The sequence below is a fragment of the Pseudomonas sp. GL_090 genome, from assembly GCF_057837765.1.
In genome coordinates this window covers 3,937,659-3,952,601 of sequence record NZ_CM174452.1, presented here as the reverse complement: position 1 = coordinate 3,952,601, position 14,943 = coordinate 3,937,659, and the positions used below count along the sequence as shown (strand labels likewise).

At 62.1% G+C, this 14,943-nt stretch carries 17 protein-coding genes; 14 read left to right on the top strand and 3 right to left on the bottom strand.

The window, feature by feature from the left end; genetic code table 11:
• Positions 1-36: 36 nt before the first annotated feature.
• The 3 genes from AC3ITA_RS17685 to gspG form a co-directional block, all read right to left on the bottom strand.
• Complete coding sequence (locus AC3ITA_RS17685; protein WP_489278071.1) at positions 37-630, bottom strand: hypothetical protein; 594 nt, start codon at positions 628-630, stop codon at positions 37-39.
• Between the two features lie 154 nt (positions 631-784).
• A complete protein-coding gene (locus tag AC3ITA_RS17680) occupies positions 785-1,972 on the bottom strand; it encodes a type II secretion system F family protein (RefSeq protein WP_095942945.1) in 1,188 nt (395 codons plus the stop codon).
• Between the two features lie 14 nt (positions 1,973-1,986).
• Entirely contained in the window at positions 1,987-2,421 is a 435-nt protein-coding gene (gene gspG, locus AC3ITA_RS17675) for a type II secretion system major pseudopilin GspG (RefSeq protein WP_095942855.1), read from the bottom strand.
• Between the two features lie 194 nt (positions 2,422-2,615).
• Between gspG and AC3ITA_RS17670 the strand changes: the two genes are divergently transcribed.
• The 14 genes from AC3ITA_RS17670 (at position 2,616) to AC3ITA_RS17605 (ending at position 14,099) form a co-directional block, all read left to right on the top strand.
• Positions 2,616-3,224, top strand: a complete 609-nt coding sequence (locus AC3ITA_RS17670; RefSeq protein ID WP_095942856.1) for a lytic transglycosylase domain-containing protein — start codon at positions 2,616-2,618, stop codon at positions 3,222-3,224.
• Positions 3,225-3,424: 200 nt separating this feature from the next.
• Entirely contained in the window at positions 3,425-4,081 is a 657-nt protein-coding gene (locus AC3ITA_RS17665; RefSeq protein WP_150674202.1) for an SCO family protein, read from the top strand.
• Positions 4,078-4,290, top strand: coding sequence for a thioredoxin domain-containing protein (locus AC3ITA_RS17660; RefSeq protein ID WP_224790055.1), 213 nt, complete (start codon positions 4,078-4,080; stop codon positions 4,288-4,290). The genes AC3ITA_RS17665 and AC3ITA_RS17660 overlap by 4 nt, the downstream gene beginning before the upstream one ends.
• Positions 4,287-5,834 (top strand): cytochrome c/ABC transporter substrate-binding protein, encoded by a 1,548-nt coding sequence (locus tag AC3ITA_RS17655; protein ID WP_489278068.1) that lies wholly within the window; start codon positions 4,287-4,289, stop codon positions 5,832-5,834. The genes AC3ITA_RS17660 and AC3ITA_RS17655 overlap by 4 nt, the downstream gene beginning before the upstream one ends.
• A gap of 364 nt (positions 5,835-6,198) precedes the next feature.
• A complete protein-coding gene (locus AC3ITA_RS17650; RefSeq protein ID WP_489278067.1) occupies positions 6,199-6,732 on the top strand; it encodes a response regulator in 534 nt (177 codons plus the stop codon).
• Positions 6,733-6,816: 84 nt separating this feature from the next.
• On the top strand, positions 6,817-8,523 hold the full coding sequence (locus AC3ITA_RS17645; protein ID WP_095942860.1) for a GspE/PulE family protein: 1,707 nt from the start codon (positions 6,817-6,819) through the stop codon (positions 8,521-8,523).
• On the top strand, positions 8,504-9,307 hold the full coding sequence (locus AC3ITA_RS17640; protein ID WP_095942861.1) for a hypothetical protein: 804 nt from the start codon (positions 8,504-8,506) through the stop codon (positions 9,305-9,307). Before AC3ITA_RS17645 ends, AC3ITA_RS17640 begins: the two co-directional genes overlap by 20 nt.
• A gap of 1 nt (position 9,308) precedes the next feature.
• Entirely contained in the window at positions 9,309-9,854 is a 546-nt protein-coding gene (locus tag AC3ITA_RS17635; RefSeq protein WP_095942862.1) for a PilN domain-containing protein, read from the top strand.
• Positions 9,841-10,389: a type IV pilus inner membrane component PilO gene (locus tag AC3ITA_RS17630; RefSeq protein WP_095942863.1), complete on the top strand. Its 549-nt coding sequence runs from the start codon at positions 9,841-9,843 to the stop codon at positions 10,387-10,389. Before AC3ITA_RS17635 ends, AC3ITA_RS17630 begins: the two co-directional genes overlap by 14 nt.
• On the top strand, positions 10,389-10,907 hold the full coding sequence (locus AC3ITA_RS17625; RefSeq protein WP_489278063.1) for a hypothetical protein: 519 nt from the start codon (positions 10,389-10,391) through the stop codon (positions 10,905-10,907). The genes AC3ITA_RS17630 and AC3ITA_RS17625 overlap by 1 nt, the downstream gene beginning before the upstream one ends.
• The gene (locus tag AC3ITA_RS17620) at positions 10,904-12,730 is read left to right on the top strand and encodes a secretin N-terminal domain-containing protein (RefSeq protein ID WP_095942865.1); all 1,827 of its coding nucleotides are present in this window, start codon (positions 10,904-10,906) and stop codon (positions 12,728-12,730) included. The genes AC3ITA_RS17625 and AC3ITA_RS17620 overlap by 4 nt, the downstream gene beginning before the upstream one ends.
• A 2-nt stretch (positions 12,731-12,732) precedes the next feature.
• Entirely contained in the window at positions 12,733-13,206 is a 474-nt protein-coding gene (locus AC3ITA_RS17615) for a type II secretion system protein (RefSeq protein ID WP_095942866.1), read from the top strand.
• 4 nt (positions 13,207-13,210) lie between these two features.
• The gene (locus AC3ITA_RS17610) at positions 13,211-13,585 is read left to right on the top strand and encodes a type II secretion system protein (RefSeq protein ID WP_489278061.1); all 375 of its coding nucleotides are present in this window, start codon (positions 13,211-13,213) and stop codon (positions 13,583-13,585) included.
• On the top strand, positions 13,560-14,099 hold the full coding sequence (locus AC3ITA_RS17605; RefSeq protein ID WP_095942868.1) for a type II secretion system protein: 540 nt from the start codon (positions 13,560-13,562) through the stop codon (positions 14,097-14,099). The genes AC3ITA_RS17610 and AC3ITA_RS17605 overlap by 26 nt, the downstream gene beginning before the upstream one ends.
• Positions 14,100-14,943: the final 844 nt, after the last annotated feature.

Below are 14,943 nucleotides of genomic sequence, written 5' to 3'. Positions count from 1 at the left end.
CCACAGGGTTTTGTGTTGTGTGGGAGTCAGTGTAAATCAGCTCCTTTTGTCATCACCGGGCTCGGCATGAACGCCACGGTCATCGCCAGGCTCACCATTGGCATGGACGCCACGGTCATCGCCGGGCTCGCCATTGGCATGGACGCCACGGTCATCGCCGGGCTCGCCATTGGCATGAACGCCACGGTCATCGCCAGGCTCACCATTGGCATGGACGCCATGGTCATCCCCGGGTTCATCATGGGTGCCGCTGCGTCCTGAGGACGAGGTCGATCCGGAGTGGCTCGAACCGCTGTTGGCACTGCCGTGGCCACTGTTGCTGCCATGGTCGCCACTGTGGCCGCTGCCGCTGTTGCCACCACTGCCGCTTCCACCGTGACTACCGCCACCACCACCGCCACCACCACCGCTGCCGCCTCCACTGCCGCCACCACTGCCGCCGCCACCACCGCTACCACCGCCGCCGCCTCCACTGCCGCCGCCACCACCACTTCCACCACCACCGCCGCCACTACCCCCATCCTTGGCCTGAGCACTGGAAACTCCGGACAGGCTGTCCGGAATCAACACGGTAGACGCCGACAGAACCGCGCCAATAGCTACTGCCAGTAAAAGCTTATTGATGAGCATGTCGTTCTCCGTCTTTTTATTCAGATTGGAACGTTGATGAATATTGCAATGTGCTGCTTTTTTCCCCGCAGGAACTTGATGAACAGTTCAGCGAACCGATTTATTCGGCTGGAACGTTGAAAAAGCGACGTATAGCAGGCCCTGTTTCAGAGGGTCAGTGAATGCTCGAGGCCAACTCGAAAATCGGGATGTACATCAGGATCACGATCACCCCGATCAACAGGCCGATGAAGGTCATGAGCAAGGGTTCGAACAGCCGTACGAACCATTCGATCCAGCGGCTGATTTCTTCGTCGTAGAAGTCGGCGCTGCGCTCCATCATCTGCCCGAGGTTGCCGGACTGTTCGCCGGCGCGCAGCAGGCGCAGGGACACTGGGGTCACCAGGTGATTGAGTTCCAGCGCGGCAGAGAGTGATTGCCCCTCGCGCACCCGGTCGCAGGCCTGGTCCAGGCGCGTGCGGGAGGCGACGCTGAGCAGGCCACGGACCATGCCCATGGCGGTGACCAGGGGGATGCCGCCTTGCAGCAGAATCCCCAGCGAACGGTAGAAGCGCGCCAGCTCATACATGAAGATGCGCTGGTGCACCGCGGGGAGTTTTTCGATCAGGCGGTCCAGCCCCCGACGAAAGGCCGGTTGGCGCTGGAGCAGGGTGAGGGCGACGATGATGGCCAGCAAGCCACCGAAGAATTCACCCTGGTGAGTGTGCAGGAACATGCCGCTGCTCATCAGGATCTGCGACATCCATGGCAGGTTCGACCCCAGCCCTTCAAACACCAGGCTGAAGCGCGGTACGACATACCCCATCAAAAACAAAACCACGCCACCGCCCACCACCAGCAACAGCAAGGGGTAGATCGAAGCGCTGATGATCTTCTGGCGAACCTCGTCCATGCGCTGGCGATAGCTCACATAGCGGCCCAGGGCATCGCCCACGGCGCCAGTCTTCTCGCTGGACTGCACGAGCGCTACATACAGCGGCGGGAAAACCGCCGCCAGCTGGCTCAGGGCCTGGGAAAACGATTTGCCCTCGTACAGCAGGCGGACCAGTTCATTCAAAGTTTTGCGGGCCTGTGGCGCGTTTTCCTTTTCCGCCAGGCTTTCCAGCGCATCGATCAACGGCAGGCCGGCATTGAGCAAGGTGGTCAGTTCCTGGCTGAACAACACCAGGTTGAACGTCTCGCGCCTGTGCAGGCGCAACGCGCGCCAATGTCGCTCGGCGTGCAGGCTGACCACCCGCAGGCCCTGGTCCTCGGCGATGCGCCTGGCTTCGCTGTGCCCCGGTGCCTCGACGGTCATCGAGACCACACCGGCTTTGCCGACGGCCTTGAGATGAAAGCGCATGGTCGCCATTCCCGTCAGTTCCAGTTGGTGACTTCGGCGTTCTCGCCTTCGCCACCGGGCTGCCCGTCCTTGCCCATGGACAACAGGTCGTACTCGCTGTTTTCACCGGGATAGCGATAGCTGTAGTTGCGGCCCCAGGGGTCTTGCGGGAGCTTTTTCTGCAGGTACGGGCCGGTCCAGCGCGGTTCGTCGGCGGGGGCGGTGACCAGTGCCTGCAAACCCTGTTCGGTCGATGGGTAATGGCCGACCTCCAGGCGGTAAAGGTCCAGGGCTTTGCTCAAGCCTTCTATTTGCGCCTTGGCCACTTTCACTTCGGAACGGCCAAGTTGGGCGAAATACTTCGGCGCCACGAGGCCGGCCAACAACCCCAGTACCACCAGCACCACCAACAGTTCGAGCAAGGTGAACCCGCTTTGGGTTCGCCTGGCATAACGCAGTCGCTGATTCATGATGACCTCACACAGTCGGCAGCAGAGTAGCCAGATAACTCCATGCAATTGCCATGCTCACGATTGCTGATCCTGGCGACTCCCCCGTACTACGGGCCTTTTCGCTTACGGCACAGTGCTTGCGTATGGCTGGTGCACGACTGGCCATTGGGGCAATACCCCCAATTTTCGGGGCCGGAAGGGGAGGTATAACAATGAAAACACTCACCACCGGATTGCTGGGTCTTCTTGTGCTGGCAGGCGCCGCACAGGCCGATGTTTTTGTTTCCGTGGACGCCAATGGCAGCTACGTTCTGTCCAATGTCCACCGCCCCGGACGCCACTATGAACGGGTGATTCGTGAGCCCGATGCGGCGGTGGTCAGCCTCGATCAGCAACCGCAGATGATCGCCGCGCAACCCTATGCCGAGCTGGTGGCGGCGGCGGCCACGGCCAACGAACTGCCGGCGGCGCTGATTCACGCAGTGATCAAGACCGAATCGCGCTACAACGCCCGCGCCACCTCACCCAAGGGCGCTCGCGGGCTGATGCAGTTGATGCCCGCCACCGCCCGCGAAATGGGTGTGACCAATGTTTACGACCCCAAGGCCAACATCCAGGGCGGCGCCCGCTATCTCAAGCGCCTGATGACGATGTTCGACAACGATATCCGCCTCGCCGTGGCGGCCTATAACGCCGGCCCGCAAGCGGTGCTCAGCCGGGGCAACGTGGTCCCGCCGTTCGCCGAAACCCAGCGTTATGTGCCCAGCGTGCTGAACCAGTATCGGCGTTTGCAGGGGCTGCCCGCGGATTCGCCGCTGTGATCGAAAGCCCGGGGAATTTTCCCCAATAGTGGGGAATGGTGGCCCCGGCGAAAAAGTGGGGGGACTGGGTGGGGAATATCCCCCCGATCTATCCAGTCGTGACTATAACAAGCTGATTAATAACGTATTTTATTGTGGCATGCGGATTGCTCCGGTCGATTTGTCGAGAAGTGGCGATACACCACCAAGAGGAAACTGACATGGACCGATTCGCGCATCGCGGCCTGCTGACGTTCTGCCTGTTGGCCTTCGGTATCGACCAGGCGCTGGCTCACTCGATGGACGAGCACACCGGGCACGACATGACGACCAACACCGCCAGCCCGGAGACTGCCCGGATCAGGTTTGCCGATGTGGCCCTGCTGGACCAGAACGGCAAGGTCGTCAGCCTGGAAAAAGACCTGGTGGGCAACAAGATCGTGGTCATGGGTTTCATCTACACCAACTGCACCACGGTCTGCCCGGTGGTGTCCTCGATCATGGGCCGGGTGCAAAAACAGTTGGGCGCACGGGTCGGCACCGAGGTGCAACTGGTGTCGATCAGCATCGACCCGCAGCGTGATGATCCCCAACGCCTGAACGACTACGCCCGCACCTTCCAGAAAGGGCCGGGCTGGAGCTGGCTGACCGGTTCGCCACAGTCGGTCGATGCCACCCTCAAGGGACTGGGCGCCTACAGCGGTGGCTTCGAGAACCACTCGCCGCTGATTCTGGTGGGGGACGGCAACAACCGTATCTGGACCCGCTACTACGGCCTCACCGACCCGACGGAGCTGGCCCGGGCCGTCGAGAGGCTCAGGGGTGAACGCAACGCCCACGCCAAGCACACCGCCATCGCCATGGAGCATCAGCCATGAGCGCCATCGATGGGTTCCACCGGAACGGCAGCACCTTTATCTCCCTTACCAGTGATCCGCTGCGCAACCCTGCGGCGGTACTCAAGGCTTGCACCTTGAAACAGGGCATCAATGGGCCCCACTGGTTTTTTCTTACCGACGACAAGGTGCAAATGGACCTTGTATGGGGTTGGCAATGCCCGTGGCCGGCCGCTGAGCCACGGCCATGAATACTGCCCTGGTCCTTGGCCTGCTGCTCTTCGGCGGCATCGTGCTCACCGCCCAGGCACTGCCGCTGAGCCTCAGCGAAAGTGCCGGTAAACGGCTGTACCACGAAGGCGTGTCGGCCAGCGGCGAACCGGTCATGGTCCGGGTCGGCGCAGCGGGCATGCTGCCGGCCACCCGCCTGCCGTGCGCCGGTTGTCATGGCGAAGATGGCCTCGGACGCGTGGAAGGCGAGGTGCGACCGCCGGACCTGCGCTGGTCGCGCCTGGCCAGCAGCCATGGCCAGCAGCACGTCAACGGCCGCAGTTATCCGGCCTACAGCGAAAGCACCCTGGCGCGGGCGGTACAGGAGGGGCGCGATCCGGGCAACAATCGGCTCGATTCGACGATGCCACGGTTCGTGTTGTCGATGACCGATCAACGCAACCTCACGGCGTACCTCAAGCACCTGGCCGAAGACCGCGTTCCGGGACTGGCCCCCGACAGTCTGCACCTGGGCACGTTGTTGCCGGGTTCCGGGCCATTGGGCGAGGAGGGCGTCACGGTGGCGGCGGTGCTCAACGGCTGCGTGGCGCGCATCAACGAGGCGGGCGGAATTCATGGCCGGCAGTTGCGCCTGACCATCCTTGACCCCGGCGTCGATCGCGCCAGTGCCGAAAAGGCGCTGGACCGGTTGATCGATGAAGAGCAGGTGTTTGCCCTGATCGCACCGCTGGCACCGGCATTGGACGTGAACTTCGCCGTGCGTCTGGAACAGGCCGGCATTCCCCTGATCGGGCCGCTGTCCCTGCAGGGCACGCCCCACGCCAGCCCGCAGATATTCGAGCCGTTGCCGGGCCTTCGAGAGCAATTGATCGCCCTGGCCGACTACGCCAGTGCCAGCCTGCGGGTGCTTCAGGGGCCGACGCTGATCGCCTACCCGGACGAACCCGGGCAACGGCTGGCCGCGCAGGAACTTGGCAGGTACTTGCAGGGGCACGCCTGGCAAAAGGTGCGCTTGCAAGCCTATGACCCGGCGGGGGATGACTTTCCCTTGGGGTCGCGCTCGGTGTTCTACCTGGGCAGCAGCAGCGGCTTCAGTCGACTGGCCGAGCGCTTGCAAACGGCGGGACAGGTGCCTTACCTGTTCGCCGCCTCGAACCAGGTGGCAGGCAATCTGATGCAGGTTCCCAGCGGATTTTCCCGGCGGGTGTTCCTGGCCTTTCCGTTCGTGCCCAGCGACTGGACCCTGGCCGGGCGTCTGGCCTTGACCCAGTTGCGCGAACATCAGGGTCTCGGCGGTCAGCACGCGGTGCTGCAAGTGGGGGCGTTCAGTTCGATGATGCTGCTCAGCGAAGGCATGAAGCAGGCCGGGCGCGATGCCAGTCGCGAGAAACTGGTCAGGGCCCTGGAGGGCCTGCATGACTTCGATACCGGGCTGACGCCGCTGATGAGCTTTGGTCCGGGCCGGCGTCTGGGCTTGAGCGGTGCCCATATCGTCACGGTGGATCTGCCGGACCAGCGTTTCTATCTGGTTGCACCCTATAAACCCATTGCCGCAAAACCCTGACCGGAGGCCGATCATGAAACTCGATACCGTCCGGTACCGACGCTTCCACTGTCGAAACCGCAGGGGTACGCTTAATCGCCATGAGGGCGTCGGCGCCATTGCGCTCGCGCAATCGAATCGAACGGATTGACGATCAATAGGGGGTTTCCCCAACAGTGGGGGGAAAAATCCAGTGCCAATCCGGTCGCTTTCCCCGTTTTTGGGGGATGGAATTGCGGTACGAAAAGGCATTGTTTTTTAAATTCAAGGACATGAAGACCTAAATTTACTGGCACCCAGCCTGGCATGAAGTGTGCGTTAGTCCTGTCAGGGCGCGTACTCCGTCAGGTTCAATACCCGGACCTGCGGTTTCAAGGAGTCCACCTTGTTAAACAAAGTACTGGTTGTTGATGACGAACAGTTGCTGGCGGAGAACCTCCAGGGTTACCTGCAGGCGCAAGCACTGGAAGTCCGGATTGCCCACGACGGTGCGCAGGGAATCGCTGAAGCTGGCGATTTCGCGCCCGATGTGATGGTGTTCGATTACCGTTTGCCCGATATGGAAGGCTTTCAGCTGCTCGATGTCGTCCGCCAGAACAGGAAGTGTCATTTCGTGCTGATCACAGGGCATCCAACCGCAGAGGTTTGCGAGCGGGCCCGGCAACTGGGCGTCAGCCATATCCTGTTCAAGCCGTTTCCTTTGGCGGAATTGGCCCGTGCAGTGCTTGATCTTCTAGGGGTAAAGCGCGAACCCAAAGCGGGGGTGAGCACTTCTGAAGGCTTTGTCGAACGACGCCAGAGCAGGACCGAGAGTTTCCCGCTGCAGTTGTACGACGGTAGCTGGGTGCTGGCAGATCGCCGAAAAAGTACATCGGCCTCCATGGCGCCAGACGACGAACAATTGCTCACCGGGGAGTAGTGGCGCGACAAGCCGTTCCGGCTCCCGCCGAAATGGCTCGCCGCGTCGACAGGGCCCAAAGCCCCGGGCGTTGGAGAGCAAGCCATGGACCGTCTATCCCTTGCCGTAGAACCGGCGCAACCGGAATGTGCACCGACTCGTTTCAGCAGTGAACAACTGGCCCAGGCCCGAGCCCTGGCCACCCGTTCCGGCGAGCGGATGCTGGACGCCCTGGGGGGACTGTGCGATCTGGCTCCCATGCCTTTCATTCAAAGCCTCGGCGTAACCCTGCACTACCCGGTGCTCGACACCGACAGCCTGTTCAATGCCACCCCGGTGTTCGACCGGGTGACCCTGGCCCAATGCCTCAAGCGCGAATTCATCCTGCTGCGTCATAACGATGCGGTCATCGGTGTGTTCGCCGACCCCTTCGACAGTGCGCGCCTGGCCTGGATCGATGAATGCCTGCAAGGCGCGCCGCTGTACCTGGTGCATGCCGATGACCTGAAGGCCTACCTGGCGCGTCACGAAGAAAGTTTCCATGCGGTGGAGTCGCTCAACGCCCAGAGCGACGCCGGCGCCGAAATCGATAATCTGCAAAGCCTGTCCCTGACCAGCATCAGCGAAGACTCCAGCGTCGTGGTCAAACTGGTCAACTCGACCCTGTACGATGCGCTGAAAATGCACGCCAGCGACATCCACCTCGGCACCACCGGCAGCGGCCTGGTGATCAAATACCGGATCGACGGTGTGCTCAACAACATCAGCAAGATCCAGGGCAGCGAGTTCGCCGAGCAGGTGATTTCCCGGGTCAAGGTCATGGCCGAACTGGACATCGGCGAAAAACGCGTGCCCCAGGATGGCCGCTTCAAGATCGGCATCAGCGGCCGGCAGATCGACTTCCGGGTGTCGATCATGCCGAGTATTTTCGGGGAAGACGCGGTGCTGCGGGTGCTCGACAAACAGGACCTGGCGGACAAGGTCTGCGGCGTGCAGTTGCAGGCCCTGGGCTTTGAAGAAGAAACCCTGCGCCAGTTGCGCCGGCTGGCTGCCGAACCCTACGGCATGGTGCTGGTGACCGGGCCGACCGGTAGCGGCAAGACCACCACCCTGTACGCGATGATCACCGAGATCAACCATGGCGTGGACAAGATCATCACCATTGAAGACCCGGTGGAGTACCAGTTGCCGGGCGTGTTGCAAATCCCCGTCAACGAGAAGAAAGGCCTGACCTTCGCCCGGGGCCTGCGCTCGATCCTGCGCCATGACCCGGACAAGATCATGGTCGGTGAAATCCGCGACCCGGACACCGCACAGATCGCCGTGCAATCGGCGCTCACCGGCCACCTGGTGTTCACCACCATCCACGCCAACAACGTGTTCGACGTGATCGGCCGTTTCACCCAGATGGAAATCGATCCCTACAGCCTGGTCTCGGCACTCAATGCCGTGCTGGCCCAGCGTTTGATCCGACTGGTCTGTACCAGTTGCAGCAGCCCTTACAGCCCGACGCAAGAAGAGCTGGAGGTCTCGGGGCTGGATCGGCAAAAGGTCGCTCACTACCAGTTCGTCCACGGCAAGGGTTGCGGGCATTGCCGGGGCACCGGTTATCGCGGGCGTAGTGCGATTGCCGAACTGCTGCACCTGGACGACGAATTGCGGCAAATGATCGTCGAGCGCCAACCCATTTCGAAAATCAAGGCGCACGCCTGCAAACGTGGCTTGCGCCTGTTGCGCGAGTCGGCGCTGGAGATGGTGGAGCAAGGCCGGACGACGCTCGAGGAGATCAATCGTGTCACTTTTATCTCGTGAGCAATTTGTCGCCGTGCTCGGCGCCAGCGGTGTTGGCCTGGGGCAACGGCAAGGCGCTGCAACCCAATGGCTGGGCAGCGTCGGCTACATCGACGAAGGCTTCCAGGCCTGGGCGGTGGCCCTCGATACCCTCGACCATTTGCTGGCCGATCACAGCGTTGCCAGGGCGGAACTGACCGTGGTGATTTCCGGGCACTTCAGCCGCTATTGCCTGGTGCCCTGGAGTGAGCAGATCAGCAGCCCGGCCGAATTACAGGGCTTCGCCCAACTGTGTTTCGAAGACCTCTACGGTGCCTCGACGCAGCCCTGGAGCCTGGTGCTCTCGGCCGAACCCGCCGGTTACGACCGCATCGCCACCGCGCTGCCACAGGACTTGCTCGAACGCCTGCGCGCCTTGGTCAGCGCTCGCGGTTTGCGCCTGCGTTCGGTGCAGCCGTACCTGATGACGGCGTTCAACCATTTCGATAAAAGCTTTGAGGCCGGGGACTTCCTGTTCGTGGTCGCCGAACCGGTACGCAGCGTGTTGCTGCTGGCCCGGGAAGGGCGCTGGACTTCGGTGCGCTCGGTGGGCAGCAGCGACAGCGATGCCGCGCTGACCGCGCTGATCGGTCGTGAACACCAGTTGCAGGCGTCCACCAGCGAACGGCCGTTGAATGTCTACCTGCATGCACCGGCGCGCATCGATTCGCCACCCGACGTGCCTGGTGTGCAGTTGCGCACCCTCGAAGAAGACCGGACAGCCGTACGCGATTGCCTGTACCTCATGTCTCGGGCGGTGGCCTGACATGCGCCCCCTGATGCTCGACTTTCAGCCGCGACGCCGTGCAGGCCCTCTGGGCTGGAGCCTGCTGGCCGCTGGCGTGGTGCTGACACTGACCTGCCTGCTGGTGCAACAGCACTTGAGCAACGAGGCCGAACAACAGCAAGGCCACCTGCAGACTACTCAGCGGGTGCTCACCGGCGATACCGGCAGCAAGCTCAGCCTGACCCCGGCGCAAATCCGCGAGCAGGCGCAGAACCTGGCGGAAATGCGCAAGGTCTCCCAACAGTTGCGCCGCCCTTGGGAGCGTCTGTTCGCCACCCTCGAAGCCATGCCGCGAGACAACATTGCCCTGCTGACCCTGACCCCGGACGCCCGCAAGGGCCAGCTGCGGATCAGCGCCGAGGCGCTGGACCTGGAAGCCATGCTCGATTTCCACCGCCGCCTCGAAGCCAGCGACGAGCTGTCCGACGTATCACTGCTGAGCCACGAAATTGTCGCCAACGTGCCGGAACACCCGGTGCAGTTCAGCCTGTCGGCTACGTGGGAGATCGGCGATGCAAATCCATAAATTGATCGTCCACGAATACCTGCAAGGCCTGGGCGTTCCGGGTCTGGCAGGGATGACCATGCTGGTGCTGGCGCTGAGCTATGGCCTGGTGGGGTTGCTGCCGGACTGGGAGTCGCTGCAAAACCTCAGCCAGCAGACCCGCGAAGCCACCGAGTACCTGGCCAGGGTCGAAGACGGCACAGTGGCCGCGCCGGTGGTGCCCCAGCGCCAGCTCGACGATTTCCGCAGTAAGTTGCCGTCCCAGCCCCAGGCCACCGTGGCCATCGACAAGATCTACGCCATGGCCGCCCAGGAACACATCACCTTGTCCCGGGGTGAATATTCCCTGGGCGTGGACCCCAAGACCCACCTGGCCCGTTATCAGATTCTGCTGCCGGTACGTGGCAGCTATCCGCAACTGCGGCGATTCCTGCACGCCTTGCTCGGCCAGTTGCCGGCGGTGGTACTCGAGGATGTGGAGCTTTCGCGCAAGAATATCGCCGAAACCGACCTGACCGGGCGGATTCGCATGACCCTTTACCTGTCGAGGTCATGATGAATACCAAGCGAGTGGTGGGTTGGGTGGCGTTCTTCGGTGTAGCGGCAGCGTTCGCCTGGCTCCCCGCATTCTTCGGTCAGACCGATGACAGCGACCCTGCGGTGGCCACCGTGGCGATGCCAGCCAAGGGCAAGACCCCTGGCGCATCGACGGCTGCATCGAGCACCGCTGCGCTGGCGCCGATCAAGGACCTGAGCCCGGCAGGCGACCTGTTCGCCGCCCGCAGCTGGAAAGCGGAGCCGGCCCCCGGCACCGTCACTGAACAACCGGTAGTCGTTACGCCGGTGGTGCAAGTCCCCACTGCGCCACCGTTGCCCTTCCAGTTTGTCGGCAGGCTGCATGATCGATCCGATCTGCAGGTGTTCCTGCAGAGCGGCGAAAAAATATACGTCGTGCGCAAAGGGGATGTCATCGACGAAACCTGGCGGATCGAGCGGATTTCCGATAAGGAACTGAGCCTGGTCTACCTGCCTTTGCGTTTGGCGCAGACCTTGTCTGTGGGGAGTACGGAATGAACAAATCCCGTTTGCTGATGAGCCTTTTTCTGTGCGCAGGGCTGGCCGCATGCAGTTCGGCGCAGGTTGCCAGAGATGAAGCTTCGGCCCTGATCGAATCGGGCCAGTACGAAGCCGGTCTGGCGCGCATCGAAGAGGGATTGCGAGAAAACCCTCGCGATACCGAACTGCACATGGCTCTCAACAGCGGACGGGCCCTCGCCGTGACGTCGTTGCTCTCCCAGGCCGACATGGACCGGGCCCAACGTAATTTCGCCGGGGCCCGCATGACTTACAGCCGGGTCTTGAACATCGAACCGAACAACCGTCGTGCCCAGGATTCCCTGCGCCAGCTGGACTACCTGCGCAGCATGGATGAGAAACTCGAACTGGCCCGTAGCGACCTGCGTCGCGGTGACATCTACGGTGCCGACCGCCAGGTCAAACAGATTCTCGAACTGGACCCGAAGAACGACGGCGCCCTGGAACTGCAAGACAGCATTCGCCTGGTGCAGAGCCGCAACGTGGTGCAGTACCCGCAACTGCGTACGCGCCTTGACCGGCCGGTGACCCTGGAGTTTCGCGATGCCAACCTCAAGACCATTTTCGAGGTGCTGTCCCAGGTCGCCGGCCTGAACTTCATCTTCGACAAGGACCTGCGCCCGGACATGAAAGCCACGATCTTCGTACGTGACGTGCGTATCGAAGACGCCGTGGAACTGCTGCTGCAACAGAACCAGCTGCATCAGAAAGTGGTGAATGAAAACACTGTGCTGATCTACCCGGACTCGCCGCAGAAGATCAAGGATTACCAGGAGCTGGTGATGCGCACCTTCTACCTGACCAGCATCGATGCCAACACGGCGCTGAACATGATCAAGACCATGCTCAAGACCCGTGACGTGTTCGTCGATGAACGTCTCAACACCCTGACCATGCGCGATACCGGTGACGCGGTGCGCATGGCGGAAAAACTCCTGCAATCGCAGGATCAGTCCAATCCGGAAGTGGTGCTGGAAGTGGAAGTGATGGAAGTCGCCCGCCAACGCATCCTCGACCTTGGCCTGCAATGGCCCAACACCTTCGGCGTGGTCAATAGCGACGGGTCGGCGGTGACGCTTCTCGATCAGCTCAAGGGCATCAACTCCGGCCGCATCACAATCTCGCCATCGCCCCAGGCCAAGATCAATGCCCAGGACAAGGACATCAATACCCTGGCCAGCCCCGTGATTCGGGTCAGCAACCGCGAACAGGCGCGCATCCACATCGGTCAGCGCGTGCCGATCATCAGCGCCACCTCGGTGCCTTCGACCCAGGGCCCGGTGATCACCGAAAGCGTGACCTACCTCGACGTCGGTCTGAAGCTCGAAGTGCAGCCCATCGTGCACCTGAACAACGAAGTGGCGATCAAGATCGCGCTGGAAGTCAGTAACGCCACGCCGCTGACGCCGACCGCTCAGGGCACCATTCCGGTCCAGGTCGATACCCGCAACGCCCAGACCACCTTGCGTCTGCATGACGGCGAAACCCAGATTCTCGCAGGGCTCGTGCGCGACGACCACGGCGCTACCGGCAACAAGATTCCCGGCCTTGGCGACATTCCCGGCCTGGGTCGCCTGTTCGGCAGCAACAGGGACGACGTCATCAAATCCGAACTGGTGCTGTCGATCACCCCTCGGATCGTGCGCAACCTGCCGTACCAGAGCCCGTCGGACATGGAATTCCAGACCGGTACCGAAACCAGCATGCACATCCAGGCACCGGACCGTTCGATGAACACGGCGGTTCAGACCAACCCCATGAACGCCCCGATCGCCACCACCGTTACCGTTGGGAAGCCTTGATCATGAACGTCTCGCAACGCGGTTTTACCCTGGTCGAAGTCGTGGTGACGCTCGCCCTGGTCGGCCTGCTGGCCGGCATGGCCGCACCGCTGACCGAGACCGTGGTGCGCCGGGGCAAAGAGCAGGACCTGCGGACTGCGCTGTACCAGATCCGCGATGCCATCGACGCTTACAAACAGGCCTTCGACGCGGGCTACATCGAGAAGTCGCTCGACAGCAGCGGCTACCCGCCGAACCTGCAAGTGCTGGTGGAGGGGGTGCGTGACGTGCGCAGCCCCAAGGGCGCCAAGTTCTACTTCCTGCGACGCATCCCCCATGACCCGCTGGCAACCGTCAAGCGTGACGACGAAGGCGGCTGGGGCCTGCGTTCCTATGACAGTTCGGCTGAGAACCCGCGCGAGGGCCAGGACGTCTTTGACGTTTACTCCAAGGCCCGGGGCAAGGGTCTCAACGGTATCGCCTACCGAGAGTGGTGAGCCTATGCGTCGGCACAAGGGTTTTACCCTGATTGAACTGATGGTGGTCATGGCGATCATCGCGACCCTGATGACAATCGCCTTGCCACGCTACTTCAGCAGCCTGGAGTCTTCCAGGGAGACCACCTTGCACCAGAGCCTGTCGTCCATGCGCGAGGCACTGGATCACTATTACGGGGACACCGGGCGTTATCCCGATTCCATCGAACAACTGGTCGAACTGCGCTACTTGCGTAACCAGCCGCTGGACCCGATTTCCGAGCGCAAGGATACCTGGATCATAGTCGCGCCACCGGATGGCGTGGCGGGCGGGGTGGCCGATATCAAGAGTGGGGCCGGCGGGAGGGCGCGTGATGGCAGCCTGTATTCCGAGTGGTAAACCTTCCAGCCAGGACGGCTTTACCTACCTGGGTGTGCTGTTTCTGATCGTCGTGATAGGCATGGGCTTGGCCAGTGCCGGCGAGTTGTGGGCCACCGCTTCGCGCCGCGATCGCGAAAACCAGTTGCTCTGGGTCGGTACGCAATATGCCCAGGCGTTGCGCAGCTATTACCACAGTTCGCCCGGTATGGCCCAGTACCCGAAAGAACTCAAGGACCTGTTGCAGGACGAGCGTTTCCCGACGGCCAGGCACCATCTGCGGCAGTTGTACCCGGAGCCGATGACGGGGGGCGAGTGGGAGCTGATGCGCGATTTCGATGGGCGGATCAGCGGTGTGTACTGCCCGTCCGAGCAGAAGCCGCTCAAGCAAGATAACTTTCCCAGCCAGTGGGCGGACTTCAAGGGCATGGCCAGCTATAAGGACTGGCAGTTCGTGGCCGAGAAAGTCTCCCTCGAAGATACCGGCGGGCCGCCGAAAGACCCGTCCACCGCGCCCCAGGCATTGCAGCCTTGAACCTTGGGAGTGAGTTTGCTTTCGAAGGCGGCCTGCCAGTCGACCGAAATCTTGCAGATGCACTCGATACCTGTGGGAGCGAGCTTGCTCGCGATGACGGCCTGTCAGCCGACCAATCTCTTGCAGGCATACCCGGATCAACTGTAGGAGCGAGCCTGCTCGCGATAGCGGCCTGCCAGCCGACCGAAATCTTGCAGATGCACTCGATACCTGTGCGGGCTTGCTCGCGATGACGGCCTGTCAGCCGACCAATCTCTTGCAGGCATACCCGGATCAACTGTAGGAGCGAGCCTGCTCGCGATAGCGGCCTGCCAGCCGACCGAAATCTTGCAGATGCACTCGATACCTGTGCGGGCTTGCCCGCGATGACGGCCTGCCAGCCGACCAATCTCTTGCAGGCATACCCGGATCAACTGTAGGAGCGAGCCTGCTCGCGATAGCGGCCTGCCAGCCGACCGAAATCTTGCAGATGCACTCGATACCTGTGGGAGCGGGCTTGCCCGCGATGACGGCCTGCCAGCCGACCAATCTCTTGCAGGCATACCCGGATCAACTGTAGGAGCGAGCCTGCTCGCGATAGCGGCCTGCCAGCCGACCGAAATCTTGCAGATGCACTCGATACCTGTGGGAGCGGGCTTGCCCGCGATGACGGCCTGTCAGCCGACCAATCTCTTGCAGGCATACCCGGATCAACTGTAGGAGCGAGCCTGCTCGCGATAGCGGCCTGCCAGCCGACCGAAATCTTGCAGATGCACTCGATACCTGTGGGAGCGGGCTTGCCCGCGATGACGGCCTGTCAGCCGACCAATCTCTTGCAGGCATACCTGGATCAACTGTAGGAGCG

Coding starts and splice junctions, on each gene's coding strand:
- AC3ITA_RS17685 (WP_489278071.1), bottom strand. CDS start 630: ATGCTCATCAATAAGCTTTTACTGGCAGTAGCTATTGGCGCGGTTCTG.
- AC3ITA_RS17680 (WP_095942945.1), bottom strand. CDS start 1,972: ATGCGCTTTCATCTCAAGGCCGTCGGCAAAGCCGGTGTGGTCTCGATG.
- gspG (WP_095942855.1), bottom strand. CDS start 2,421: ATGAATCAGCGACTGCGTTATGCCAGGCGAACCCAAAGCGGGTTCACC.
- AC3ITA_RS17670 (WP_095942856.1), top strand. CDS start 2,616: ATGAAAACACTCACCACCGGATTGCTGGGTCTTCTTGTGCTGGCAGGC.
- AC3ITA_RS17665 (WP_150674202.1), top strand. CDS start 3,425: ATGGACCGATTCGCGCATCGCGGCCTGCTGACGTTCTGCCTGTTGGCC.
- AC3ITA_RS17660 (WP_224790055.1), top strand. CDS start 4,078: ATGAGCGCCATCGATGGGTTCCACCGGAACGGCAGCACCTTTATCTCC.
- AC3ITA_RS17655 (WP_489278068.1), top strand. CDS start 4,287: ATGAATACTGCCCTGGTCCTTGGCCTGCTGCTCTTCGGCGGCATCGTG.
- AC3ITA_RS17645 (WP_095942860.1), top strand. CDS start 6,817: ATGGACCGTCTATCCCTTGCCGTAGAACCGGCGCAACCGGAATGTGCA.
- AC3ITA_RS17635 (WP_095942862.1), top strand. CDS start 9,309: ATGCGCCCCCTGATGCTCGACTTTCAGCCGCGACGCCGTGCAGGCCCT.
- AC3ITA_RS17630 (WP_095942863.1), top strand. CDS start 9,841: ATGCAAATCCATAAATTGATCGTCCACGAATACCTGCAAGGCCTGGGC.
- AC3ITA_RS17625 (WP_489278063.1), top strand. CDS start 10,389: ATGAATACCAAGCGAGTGGTGGGTTGGGTGGCGTTCTTCGGTGTAGCG.
- AC3ITA_RS17620 (WP_095942865.1), top strand. CDS start 10,904: ATGAACAAATCCCGTTTGCTGATGAGCCTTTTTCTGTGCGCAGGGCTG.
- AC3ITA_RS17615 (WP_095942866.1), top strand. CDS start 12,733: ATGAACGTCTCGCAACGCGGTTTTACCCTGGTCGAAGTCGTGGTGACG.
- AC3ITA_RS17610 (WP_489278061.1), top strand. CDS start 13,211: ATGCGTCGGCACAAGGGTTTTACCCTGATTGAACTGATGGTGGTCATG.
- AC3ITA_RS17605 (WP_095942868.1), top strand. CDS start 13,560: ATGGCAGCCTGTATTCCGAGTGGTAAACCTTCCAGCCAGGACGGCTTT.